Here is a 12,082-nt window from a genome sequence, read left to right as displayed (position 1 = left end):
AACAACACCGGCGGTGTCCGCGCGGAGCTCCCCATCGTCGGAAAATTCACCGCCCCCTATGCCGATCAGTTGGCCAACTCGATCAAGTAACGGCATATCCGAAATCCCCACCCGGATTTCGTCATCGACAACGCTGTCGCCACCCCTGCCGGGCGGCCAGCTACGACAGTCCGAAGATCAACGGCCCGAGGCCATCTCGGGCCGTTGGCGTCCGCGCGGAACGTCCGGTAATGCCGATTACCGGACGTTCACAGGAAGCCGCCGCGGGCCGTGTGGCGACAGCCGATATCGTCGCGTGACCGCAGGTGCCGATTGCCGGACGGCTGGCGGGCACCGGCGCGGCTCTCATTCGTTACCATCGGCGTTGGCCGTCATCAACCAGTTGACAAAACCCTCCCTGGTGAGCTCCCACTCCTCGAGTTGTGCTTCATCGACGATCTGGGCCGCCTCGAGGTCATCGCCGACCAGAACCAGGTTGCATACACCGCAATGGAACTGTCGGGGACGACTTGTCACCGCCCGAAACGCGGAGTCCTGCTCCGATTCGGTCGCCGCGGGGGCGATGATGCTCTGAACGACAACGTTGTAAATGGTTCGACCTCGGCTGTCGCACGCGGGGCAGGGAGTGCGCCTCGAAATTTCGTACACCTCGAGTCCTTCTTCACCCTCTTCGAGGTACGCCACAGCACTTCGACCGGCGTCGGTGCTCGTCAGCTTCGCGAACCGAGCCTTGGCCGCCGAGATCTTGCGCTCGTACATGGTAAATATCTGCTCGTTGCGAGCCTTCAAGATATCGCTCGCTTGGGCCTCATAGTCAGCCCAATATTCGGCCCAATATGCATCCCGATCGTCATCTCTGTTAAGCATGCGGCGCGCTTCGAGCACCCAGTCAACGAGTTTGACCATCCGGGTCACCGCCCGTTCGTTCGTCTGCGTGTCGACCAATCCCATGTGTACTGCGGAATCGCGAACAACATTAACCAGTTTCAGGTCATCTGCCCTTGCCTGTGGAAACTTTTGCTCGCCGAGCATGGCCAGTAGAACGCTCGCCTCCACTGGCCCTACAGTTCGAATGTCGGGCAGAGGCGGCACCGATGGTTTCCGGTGAAAGCCGGATAGTGCCAGCCCTACTGCTGGATGACCGCTTCGGCCTTCTCGAATCAAGTGAATATCGACGCTTGTGAGCGCAGCCTTCAACAACAGTTCTACAGCGGCACCGACAGAGAACGCTTGGTCAATTAGTTCCAGTGGCTCAGTCGCGCCGATTCCAGTCACAGCGCGATATGCATGTAACTTGGACATATGAGTCAAAGCTCGTGACAGGTCAGCGTACGGGACAGTTCCGAGCGCTGTTGGCCATGAGCTGCGCGTACTAATAGATTCGGATGACATTCGTTCTCTTTCACTGCGGCCGGTCTTCGTGTGAGGCGGCCGCGCGTAGGGTTCCCAGCCTGACGTGTTGCCCTGCGCGGTCAGGTTAGATTGTCGGGTCCGGGCTGCTGCTCACAGGTTGCGTTAGGATAATTGGGAGGTCGACGGTCTCACCCCCCGCACGCGTTCAGGAAATCATCGATCGTGTACTTCGATCAACACGAAGGGCCGATGGGGCGCATCGATCATCTGAGACACTCGAGATCCCACCGTAGACGAGGCTACGGTTGCTCCTGCTTCATCAATGCTCTGATATCGCTTGCCAATTGGTAGCGGCCCGTCTCAATCGAAATCTGAGGGCTCTCCATTGCGCGATCGAGTGAGGCACGGTGTGCGGAGTCAAGTTCCGAGCCCGACTGCAGCCAACCTCGAACGGCGAGTAATGCTTGGTATTGCTCGTAGGCCGACCGCGATTCCCCGATCGCGCGTATAAGTCGTTCGATGTCAACCAGCCTGGAGTCTCCCTGCATCAAAGCGATTGCCATCACTCGGTCGCCATCCCCATTCCGATCGAAAAGCTTTACGGCAGCATCCGAAGGCAACGAGTTGGTCTGAGCAAATGATCGGCCGCCGGCGACCAGATCGTCCATCTTTCGAGTCCGATCGCGCCCCGATGCCTCGGTCGATCGAATACGGTCGTAGCGTGCTGCAGATGGTGCGACCGCGCCCAAGATATCGGCAGCCTCGCGACGGAGTACGTGAGCACGTGAGCACGTGCAGTTTCACCCGCTTCCTCTGCGCGATCAGCACTGTCGATAAGATCTAGCGCAATGTCTGCGGCTGCCAATGCCTGCCCGAGTAACAACCGCGTCAGAAGCCATCCGCAAATGAAACCGGAAATCGCAAAGGATACAACGATCGCACCACCGAATGGGGCACCCGTTTGACCACCGCCTAAAGACGGGGCCATAGCTCCGAACAACTCCCCAGCAGCGTCACGTATAGGGCCGAGCTGGGTCAAGGTCACACCAACGATAATCTTCGTCAGCCAGTCCGAAATCTGCTCGAGATTCGTGTTCCCAGCGAATCTCGATCCGGGAGCCACTTCCGACCGCGCACCGTCGGTGCCAGTGGACGTGAGAGCTCGAGGTACTCCGAACAGGAAGCCCATAAGTGAACCGACGAATAGGCTGCCGATCGCGTACAGTGCGCCGAAACCGATGACACTCAATGGCATTGATGTTTGCGTGCCGACCAGCCCGATAGCGACCAGCCCCACGATCAGAGGGGCTACGGGGATCGCGGCACCCACAACTGCGCGACGGCGAGTATATCTTCCCATGGCACTTCCCCCGAGTCCTCAATCATGACGCAGACTTGAATCATGACGCAGACTTGCTGTGAAACCCTCCCTGCGGACCACAGGAATGTAGCTCAAACTTGCCCGTAGCGCCTACCGCGGCCGCGTTGGTCAGCAGACGGCCCACGCGAGAGGTGCGAGCGGTGTGTGCCGGTGGCCAGGCCGGAGCGAGCGGATAGTGCCAAGCAGTAGATCAGGCAGGTAGACACCCGGAAATACCGCAACTCGCGGTTCGAACCGGCCGGCGAACGGACGCTCATGCCGATGTGCGGTCGCTTGGGATGGGTTGTAGAACAACCGCGTATCGAACAGTTGTCTCTATGAGTTCCGCGTGAGTGTGTCCTGCACGATCATTTCGAGCTGCTCACTGATGCGGTCCAGCGCTCGGGTACTGCGCTCGGCACGGCACATCACCACGCTTCCTTCGACAGCGGCGACGATCAACGTGGCGGTGCGCTCGGCGGCGTCCTGGTCGGCTCCGTGCTGGCGCAGTGATGCTGTCAGAAGGCTGGTCCATTGGGAGAAGGCGGCGGCAGCGGCTTCGTGGGGGGCGGATTCGGCGTCGGGGAGGTCTTCGATCGAGACCGCCAGTACTGGGCAACCGGCCCGGAAGTTCGTGTCCACTACGATCTTTCGCCACATGCCGAGGAAGGCGCGTAACCCCTCCGTCGGTCCGTTTTCGAGCGCACGGGCAAGCAGTGTCGCGGTCAGTTCACCCGCAAAGGTGACGGCTTCGGTGGCCAGCTGCGTTTTGCCGCCCGGGAAGTAGTGGTAGGTAGATCCCAGCGGCGCGTGCGCGTGCTTGGCCAGTTCGCGCACGCTGGTGGCGTTGAGACCGCGCCGCCGGATCATGTCTGCCGCGCCGGCCACCAGTTTCCCGCGTGAATCCTGGGATTCCGCCATCTCCACCTCCTTGTCTATAACGGCCGTCATATAGTAGCGTCTATCGATTATAACGAGTGTTATAAGTCATGGTGCGTGATGAGAAGGAGTACGCCGATGCCGATGATTCACCTGGTCCTACCTGCTGGAGCTCTGAGCGAGCAGGCCCGTGGCGAGCTGCTGAACTCGCTGCCGAAAACCCTGCTGAAGTGGGAAGGTGCTCCCGATACCGCGTTCTTCCGGGCGCAAGCATGGTGCCGCGTGGAGGAAGTCGCCGAGGGCGGTTTCGGCGCGCTCGAAGATGACCTGCCGCGGTTCCGTGTGGATGTGACCGTTCCCGAGGCCGCGCTGTCGGAGCGGCGTAAGGCCGGACTCGTCGAGGAGGTCACCGCACAGATACTCGCCGCCGCAGGTGTGGCCGAGGGTGATGCGCTGCGCGTGTGGGTGCTGATCCACGAGCAGCCGGAGGGCACCTGGGGTGCGGGCGGGAACGTCGTGAAGTTCAAGGAGTTGGCCGCCCTCGCGCGAGGGGAACGCGAGAAGGCTCGAGCTGCAATTTATTCGGACCGATCGCCTGGAATGGCGGAAGCGGCCCGCCCCGGTGCTGCGTGACCCGCGTGACGCGATCACGCGCCCTACACCGCGCACCATCGCACACCCGCGACGACCTGCAGCGAGTCACGCGATGATCGACGCGCACCACGCGCACCTGTTGGCACCGACCTCGAAACAACCATCGCCTTCTGGCGTGACGGATTCGACGGACAGGTCGTCTACGATGCCGAGTTTCGCCGACGCACGAAATGTCTTCCCGCGCATCGGTACCGGACGCGTCCACCGCTACGAACAGCCGCCGAAACACGTGGGACATGGCACCGTTCATCACGTCGCGCATGCGATCGCGCTCGGCGAGGAGCGCCACGTCTGTGACGACCAGACCATCCGGTGGGGGTCGGTGTGCTGTTCGACTGGGTCGACCGCTTCCAGGTGGGCGTTGATTTGAGGCAAACGCCTCATGCGACCACGGCGGCGGCGGGCCGATGATCAGGGCATGACGAAGCGAGTTCAGGAATCACGGAGATCACCGGTCACGACCGAATCGACATTCGAACCGCCGACTGTCGAGCGGTTCGGTACGCGCACTTCGGATCACGCACCTGGAGTGTCGAACGGTGGAAGAGTCGATGCGGTCGACGTGAGCCGACATGTCGGAGCGCGGCAGATTCTCCAGAAGCTGTCGTTGTCGGTCGAACCGGGCGAGTTGGTCGCCATTGCCGGCGGCAGTGGAGCAGGAAAGAGCACATTGCTGGAGATGCTCGCGGGACTGCAACCACCGTCCGCCGGGGAGGTCCGGCATGACGGCGTCGTTCGCGGGGCCCGAGTCAGCGATTCCCGTATCGGCTACGTGCCACAGGAGGACATCATCCACCTCGAGATGCCCCTGCGCCGCACGCTGCGCTACGCGGCGCGACTGCGGCTGCCCGAAGGCACATCGGTGGCTGAGGCGGACCGGGTAGTCGAAGAGACCATGCGTGACCTCGACCTGGCCGATCGGGCCGAGGTGCCGGTCCGTGCGCTCTCCGGCGGCCAACGCAAGCGGGCGAGTATCGCCGTGGAGCTGCTGACCCGGCCACGCCTTTTCTTCCTCGACGAACCCACCTCCGGGCTCGATCCGTCGACCGCGGCCGACGTGATGCGCCTGCTGCGCCGACTCACCCTGCGCGGGGTCACAGTCGTTCTCACGACGCATGAGCCGACCGGCATCGACCGGTGTGACCGGGTGGTATTCCTGGCGCGCGACGGCCATCTGGCCTTCACCGGCAGCCCCACCGAGGCTCGGCGCTACTTCGGCGTCGAGGATCTCGCCGAGGTGTATGACCGGCTGGCTCGTGAGCACACCCCTCAGATCTGGGCACAGCGATTCACCGACAGCGACGGGAAGTCGAAAACCCGGCCCGGCTCGGCTCTACTGCCCGTCCCCGCCACCCGTTCAGAGGTCGAGCGCACAGGCGTGGTCCGGCAATGGTGGCTACTCACCCGACGCAATGTCGATGTTCTCCTTCGCAACCGGTTGACCCTGGCGGTCCTGCTCGGCTCACCGTTGCTGGTCACGGCGATGATGGCGACGCTGTTCGAGCGGGACGCGTTCTATCCGCGTAACGAAGCCGACCTCGGCCCGGTCCAGATCATGTTCTGGATCGCATTCGCGGGCTTCTTCTTCGGCCTCACGTACGGCCTGCTCCAGATCGTCGGGGAGATGGCCGTCTTCCGGCGGGAGCGCCTGGCCGGGCTCAGCGTGGGTGCCTACGTGGCATCCAAGGTGACAGCGCTGCTTCCGGTGCTGGCTGGAGTGAGCGCGCTGCTCCTCGGTGTGCTGCGGGCGCTCGGTCGGCTCCCCGCCGTCGGATGGGACGTGTTCGCCTTCCTGTTCGTGACGATTGTGATCGAGGCGGTCTCGGCACTGGCCCTGGGATTACTCGCTTCGGCCGTGGTCTCCAACGCCGCGCAGGCCGCCCTCGCCCTGCCGATGCTCTGCTTCCCGCAGGTGCTGTTCGGTGGCGCCGTCGTCCCCGTCGACGAGATGACCCTCCCCGGACGCCTGATGAGTCTGGGTCTGTCCAACCGCCACGCGTTCGAAGCGCTGGGTCGCGGCCTGGATCTCGAGCGGTACACCGCCACGCTGCCGACCATGTCCGCCTACGGTGACACCTTCCACGGTGGCACCGGCGGTAGTCTCATCGCGCTCGCCTCGTTCGCCGTTGGCCTCGTGCTGGCCACGATATGGGTCTTGGACCGGCGGTCCCGGCCCGGCGCGTACCGGCGATGACGGCCCCGCGCAGTCGGTCCCGCTGTCGGCTCGGCCAACCGATCAGGCCGCCGAGCCATGTGAGGTCGATATCGCACCGGGCAGCAGCATCGTCGGTGGTTGCCGAGCTGAAGTACCTGGCGCGGGCGGATGCGTCAATTACTCATGGCCGCTTTGACCGGGAAACCCGCCAGACCCCGGTCGATCGCGGCGAGACTGGCCTGGGTGCGGTTGTTGACGCCGAGCTTGGCGTAGACACGTTCGACGTGGTTTCGTACCGTTTTCTCGGCGATGAACAGTTCGGCGGCGATTTCTCTGTTCGATCGGCCCCGCGCGACGAGTCGCAGGATCTCGACCTCGCGGTCGGTCAGCCCGGCCGGCCAGGGTGTCCGCCGCGAGCTCCGCGGACCGGCCACCGCGAGCACGGCCGCGGCAGACTCGGCGTCGAGATGTCCGGCGCGCGCCCGCTTTCGTAACTGATCGGCAGCGCCGCGAGGATCGAGCGGCGGCCGATAGGGACGCGGCTCGAGCAGGCGCTGATAAGTGTCCGCCGCGGCAAGCAGCCGGTCCTGCGCGGTCAACTCCGCGCCGGCGATCCCCCGGGGAAAGCCGGACCCGTCGATCCGTTCGCGGTGCTTCATCGCGATGGGCACCACCGACTCCAAGCCGTTGACTCGATTCAGTATCCGGCCGGTCAGATCCGGATACATCCGTACCCGTTCCCATTCGGCTGTAGTGAGCGGCCCCTTCTTCTCCCAGATCCGATTGGACACTCCCATTTTGCCGAGGCCGTGCACCAGGCCGGCACGGTAGAGATGCGTGATGTCCGACGGCGACATGCCCAGGTGTCGGGCTGCCCCGGCCACCAGGTTCGCGACGCCACGCGAATGCCCCAGAGTGAAAGGGGATTTGAGATCGGCGAAATCGGCCATGGCCTCGAGCAACTCGTCGCTCTCCTCGTCCGTCAGGGTCCGGTCACGATCCGGTGCTTGGGCCAACGCCGCGGTCCAGACGTCGATTTCGAGCAACCCGTCCACGATCGCCGCCGCGTCGCGATCGAACAGCGCCGCCACGGCTGGGCTGAACTGACTGCCGCCCCGAGAACGGACGACATCCTTCGCGTGCTCGAGCCCACCCGTCCGCAGGTGCACCTCGACGACGTCCGCGACGTGAGCGATGTGGATTTCGACCGGGATATTCTCGCCGCGAGAACCGTTGGGCAACCCCCGGCCGTCCCAGCGTTCGAAGACGTGGGCCAGCGCCTTTCCGACCTGCTCGTCCAGGCCCATCCGATCGGAGAGAACCCCGGCGGAACTGCAATGCGACTGGATCAGTGTGGCGACCTGGCTGCGAGCCGTGACCAGAAAGGCAGTGGCACGGACGGCGCGCTCCCAGCCCGGCAATCCGCGTCCGACATGACTCATCATCAGCCGCAGAAACGGCAGGCCGGTCATGTCCACCGTGTAGGTACCGGCCCGGAAGGCGATGTCGTCGCCGAAGAGTGCCGAGAGTTCGTGGGAGTCGGCGTGACAGCCGATCCACCCGACCAGATTGGCGTAGTACACGGTCGCCCGCTGTTGCCGGTCGAGCCTCATGCGCTCGGCGATCCGTGTCGCGATCAAGGACGACCGAAGCATATGTTCCATCGGCTGACCCAGACCGAGATCGATCGCAAGCGATACCGCGGCGAGCAGTTCGGCTCTGCTCAGACCCTTTCCCGAGCCGGGCGGCGTCCCGTGCAGGTGCATCTGCCCATTGTCCACCCGAACAACGGCCATCTCCGCGCGAAAGACAAGACCATCGGGTATCCGCTGCCGCAGCACGCGTGCCGTGATCGGCGCGCCGTCACCCATGCGATCACGCGGGCGACGGGCTTGTCGACGGGGTACGAGAACTGGTCGAGGCATGCGACCTCGCCGGTGTCCAGCGGAGTGTCGCGATCGAATCCGGCCAGCGATATATAGCATTTGCGCATCATCGCCGTGCAGGTGCTGTCGGCGCACACTCGTCGAAAGGTTTGCACGATGACCGTCATGGCCTCGACAGCACGGTGTCTCGGGTTGGTCGTGTTGCTGCTGGGATTGACCACACCGGCCGCGGCGACACCGACAGCTCCGGAACTGGGGCACGCGGGTCGCTGGCTCACCGACGAACAGGGCCGGGTGGTCACCGTGCACGGGGTGAATATGGTCTACAAGAACCCGCCGTACTTCCCCGCGGCGGGAGGTTTCGGCGAGAACGACGCCCAGTTCCTGGCGGAGAACGGTTTCAACGCGGTGCGGCTGGGTTTCGCGTGGAAGGCGGTCGAGCCGCAGCCAGGCGTTTACGACGACAACTACATCGCGCAGATCGAGCAGACCCAGCAGCTGCTGGCCCGACACCACATCTACAGCCTTATCGATTCCCATCAGGACGCGTTCAACGAATCGGTGGGCGCGAGTTGGAGCGGGTTCCCCGAGTGGGCGACGATCACCGACGGGTTCCCCTTGCAGCCCGATCCCGGCTTTCCGTTGGTGTACTTCACGAGCCCGGCGCAGAATCGAACGTGGGCGAACTTCTGGCAGGACCGCGCGGCGCCCGATGGCGTCGGGCTGCAGGAACACTATGCGGCCATGTGGGCGCGTGTCGCGGAACGCTTCGCGGACGAGCCGTACGTGCTGGGCTACGACCTGATCAATGAGCCGTGGCCCGGTTGGGAATACCCGACCTGCTTTCCGCAGGGCTGCCCCCGGTTCGAGAGCGGTCCGCTCGCCACGCTCGAAGCGAAAGCGATGAACGCCATCCGCGGCGTCGACCCGCAACACCTGCTGTTCTACGAGCCGTCCGTCACCAACGACTTCGGTACGCCGAACTGGATGCCGAATCCCACCGGCGATCCGAACGCGGGGATGAGCTTTCACGACTACTGCCTCGGCCCGATCGACACCTGCATCAGCAACGGATTGGATCGCGCCACCGCCGAGGGGGTCGTCGGGCTGGTGACCGAGTTCGGCGCGACCACGGATCGGGCGCGGCTGACTCGCCTCGCCGATACGTTCGACGACAACATGGCTTCCTGGATGTTGTGGTCCCAACCGCAGGACCAGACACCCGGTCACCCCCAGGAGCCACCGACCGGGCCCAATCTGATGGACCCGGCGATCGTCCGGCCGTATCCGCAGGCAATCGCGGGCACCCCGCTGCAGTGGCACTACGACAGCGCGACCGGGACGTTCACCCTCCGATACAGCGCCCAACGCGCGGATTCCGGTCAACCGTTCCCCCGAGCGGCCCGCACCGAGGTATATCTGCCGCAGAGCAACTACCCCGACGGCTACCAGCTCGAAGTGCAGGGCGCCGACGTCGTGTCGGCACCCGATTCCCGGCTACTTCAACTCACCACCAGCCCCGGACAGGACATCGTGCAAGTGACGGTGACACGACGGTGACCGGCATCGAGGCCACCCGCGGTTCTCGGTTGCCGCGCGCGGCGCCCACCAGTGTCGGGAGAGCAGGCCAGCCAGGTAGGCGCCGCCCGCGTTCAACAGCACGTCGTCGACGGCGGAGTGACGGCCGATAGCGAGGGCGAACTGTACGGTCTCCACCGCGATCGACGCTGCTGCTCCCGCCAACAGGATGCGGTACGAGCGGGCGAACCAGGGGTGTCGCACCGGCAACAGGAAGCCGAGAGCGGCGAAGACCAGCAGATTTCCGCCGAACTGCTCGATGACCCTGTCGTCGGCCAGTACCTCGGCCAGATCACGCAGCGGCACGAGATTCACCGAACGACCCGTTCCAGTCGGCGTGAGAATCATCCACAACCACGGCGCGGTACCCATCACCATCCCGACATCGCACAGCGCGGCACGCCACCCGCGCCGCCCAGCCAGCCACCAGGCCGCGAGACCGGCTACCGGTAGCGCCGCGATCGCGGCGATCGCGACCCCACCCCACGCCTCCCACGTCCCGTTCACTCCGCCAGTATCACCCGAATCACTTGCGCCACAGGTCGGCTCCACAAACCATCCACGCAATCCACACCGCACGCGCACCAGCCGGGCGTGCGGGTCCGCGGCGACCAGCCGACCGCTGTGCACCCTCTCGTGGCTACGGCGGCGGCTCAGTCGTTGTGCTGTCGCGCTCGGCGGTCCGGCGTCGCTCGGCGCGGAGGGCAGGGCGCATCATCTCGAGCTGGTCCCGATCGGGTGCCATCCGCTCGGTCGCGGCCGGACTCGCCGCGGGCGGCATGAAATCGTGCGCAGCAGCTCACGTAGTTCGGCGGCGACTGCGGCGGCGGTGCGCGGCAACGGGAGGGGATCGCTGTAGCCGGTGCCCGCCCACGGTCGTACACCACCGGCGGTGATGAACTGCGAAATCTGTTGCTGGACAACGAAATAGTCCAGGCCGACCGCGCCGACGCCAGGCAGGAACACGACGGCTGGTCCGCCGCTGCTCGACCGATGCACGAAAACGCGGCGCCCGTCGATCTTCTGGAACCCTCCGATCGGCGGGGCGAACCGCATCGAGGACGTGTTGCTGTCTGTCATGCGACAAGGCCGCAACCCTGACGTAGGGTCAGGGCAATCTCTGCCGCCGCGGTACCCGAAACCCGGGCAAGCGTGCTCCGAGGTGGTGTTCACCGGCACGCGATCGGCAACGGCGAACTCTCCGCGCGCGAACCGGCCGGTAATGCCTGTCGCGCACTAGTCTTCGTGCCGTGTGGGCGATTGTGGAGACATGGATTCCGGACAGCGAGGGCGGATTCGGTGTGGTGACCACCGAATCTTGTGAATCGATGACGGTGCGCGACGCGCTGGTCGAAGCGGATGTGCCGCTGCGAGCAGGGGATCGGGTGTGGCTGGAGTACGTCGACGCCGAGGTCGTGAAACTGGTGAAGGCGCAGTAGCTCTGGCCGGTCCGGTCGATAGCCGGTCGTCACGCCCAGTGATCCACAACACTGGATAACATTGTGGACAACGGTCTTTCCTGTGGAAAGTAGGCGAACGCGTCGACGCCGAGCATCGGCTATGTCCCGATCGGCAGGCCGCCCGAACAGGTATCTGCGCTGGTCGCAACGCACACGCCCGGTTCGCGACAACCCGTCGTGAGCGCCGTGACCGACCTCACGGAGTGGTACGCGGCTAGTATTTTCCACATGTTGCTGACTGGCGAGACGTTGCGCAGGAGGTTGGTGCTGGGAGTGCTGGCCGTGGTGTCCCCGGCCGTCCTGGTCGGTACCGTGGCGGCTCCCACGGCGGAGGGCGCGCCCGCCGACTCGTTCGCGGCGGTCGGATCCGCGGCGGGCACGGACGGCCTCGACCCCTCCTTGGCGCTCGCGTACTCCCTCGCCGAAGGGGCCGCGCATGCGGAAGAGGTGCCGCTGTGGATCAACTCCGGCTACCGGACGCACGCCGAACAGCAGGCGCTGTGGGAGGACGGCATCGCGACCTACGGAAGTCCCGACGAGGCGCGACGGTGGGTGCTTCCGCCCGAGGAATCCAGCCATGTGGCGGGAAAGGCGATCGATGTGGGTCCGCAGCAGGGCGCGCGGTGGCTGGAAGCCAACGGCAACCGCTGGGGGCTCTGCCGCACGTACCTCAACGAATGGTGGCATTTCGAGTTGGTCACCGTGCCCGGCGGGACATGTCCGCCCGCGCGGGCCGACGCCAGCGAACGATAATCCC

At 64.8% G+C, this 12,082-nt stretch carries 11 protein-coding genes; 5 read left to right on the top strand and 6 right to left on the bottom strand.

Features of this window, described 5'->3' with window-relative positions; translation table 11 throughout:
• Nucleotides 1–345: 345 nt before the first annotated feature.
• From ABZS43_RS20850 to ABZS43_RS20840, 3 genes are all read right to left on the bottom strand, one after another.
• A complete protein-coding gene (locus ABZS43_RS20850; RefSeq protein WP_355037568.1) occupies nt 346–1,275 on the bottom strand; it encodes a hypothetical protein in 930 nt (309 codons plus the stop codon).
• 377 nt (nt 1,276–1,652) lie between these two features.
• Nucleotides 1,653–2,021 carry a hypothetical protein gene (locus tag ABZS43_RS20845; protein WP_355037567.1) on the bottom strand — a complete coding sequence of 123 codons (369 nt, stop codon included), beginning with the start codon at nt 2,019–2,021 and terminating at the stop codon, nt 1,653–1,655.
• A gap of 1,028 nt (nt 2,022–3,049) precedes the next feature.
• Complete coding sequence (locus ABZS43_RS20840; RefSeq protein WP_355037566.1) at nt 3,050–3,664, bottom strand: helix-turn-helix domain-containing protein; 615 nt, start codon at nt 3,662–3,664, stop codon at nt 3,050–3,052.
• A gap of 66 nt (nt 3,665–3,730) precedes the next feature.
• Here ABZS43_RS20840 and ABZS43_RS20835 point away from each other — a divergent pair, with 66 nt between their 5' ends.
• A complete protein-coding gene (locus tag ABZS43_RS20835) occupies nt 3,731–4,225 on the top strand; it encodes a tautomerase family protein (RefSeq protein WP_355037565.1) in 495 nt (164 codons plus the stop codon).
• A 403-nt stretch (nt 4,226–4,628) separates the two neighbouring features.
• A complete protein-coding gene (locus ABZS43_RS20830) occupies nt 4,629–6,440 on the top strand; it encodes an ATP-binding cassette domain-containing protein (RefSeq protein ID WP_355037564.1) in 1,812 nt (603 codons plus the stop codon).
• Nucleotides 6,441–6,574: 134 nt separating this feature from the next.
• Here the strand turns inward: ABZS43_RS20830 and ABZS43_RS20825 are convergent, their stop codons facing one another.
• Nucleotides 6,575–8,167: an HD domain-containing phosphohydrolase gene (locus ABZS43_RS20825; RefSeq protein WP_355037574.1), complete on the bottom strand. Its 1,593-nt coding sequence runs from the start codon at nt 8,165–8,167 to the stop codon at nt 6,575–6,577.
• A gap of 276 nt (nt 8,168–8,443) precedes the next feature.
• Here ABZS43_RS20825 and ABZS43_RS20820 point away from each other — a divergent pair, with 276 nt between their 5' ends.
• Nucleotides 8,444–9,847 (top strand): cellulase family glycosylhydrolase, encoded by a 1,404-nt coding sequence (locus ABZS43_RS20820; protein ID WP_355037563.1) that lies wholly within the window; start codon nt 8,444–8,446, stop codon nt 9,845–9,847.
• Here ABZS43_RS20820 and ABZS43_RS20815 read toward each other — a convergent pair.
• Both ABZS43_RS20815 and ABZS43_RS20810 read right to left on the bottom strand, forming a co-directional pair.
• On the bottom strand, nt 9,785–10,372 hold the full coding sequence (locus ABZS43_RS20815; protein WP_355037562.1) for a VanZ family protein: 588 nt from the start codon (nt 10,370–10,372) through the stop codon (nt 9,785–9,787). The genes ABZS43_RS20820 and ABZS43_RS20815 overlap by 63 nt on opposite strands.
• Before the next feature lie 207 nt (nt 10,373–10,579).
• The gene (locus ABZS43_RS20810; RefSeq protein ID WP_355037561.1) at nt 10,580–10,945 is read right to left on the bottom strand and encodes an alpha/beta hydrolase; all 366 of its coding nucleotides are present in this window, start codon (nt 10,943–10,945) and stop codon (nt 10,580–10,582) included.
• 170 nt (nt 10,946–11,115) lie between these two features.
• Between ABZS43_RS20810 and ABZS43_RS20805 the strand changes: the two genes are divergently transcribed.
• Together ABZS43_RS20805 and ABZS43_RS20800 are read left to right on the top strand one after the other, a co-directional pair.
• A complete protein-coding gene (locus ABZS43_RS20805; protein ID WP_355037560.1) occupies nt 11,116–11,304 on the top strand; it encodes a hypothetical protein in 189 nt (62 codons plus the stop codon).
• 249 nt (nt 11,305–11,553) lie between these two features.
• Nucleotides 11,554–12,078, top strand: a complete 525-nt coding sequence (locus tag ABZS43_RS20800) for a M15 family metallopeptidase (protein WP_355037559.1) — start codon at nt 11,554–11,556, stop codon at nt 12,076–12,078.
• Nucleotides 12,079–12,082 lie beyond the last annotated feature (4 nt).

This window comes from Nocardia sp. NPDC005366 (genome assembly GCF_040606855.1).
GTDB lineage: Bacteria > Actinomycetota > Actinomycetes > Mycobacteriales > Mycobacteriaceae > Nocardia.
This window is presented reverse-complemented; position numbering and strand designations above follow the sequence as displayed.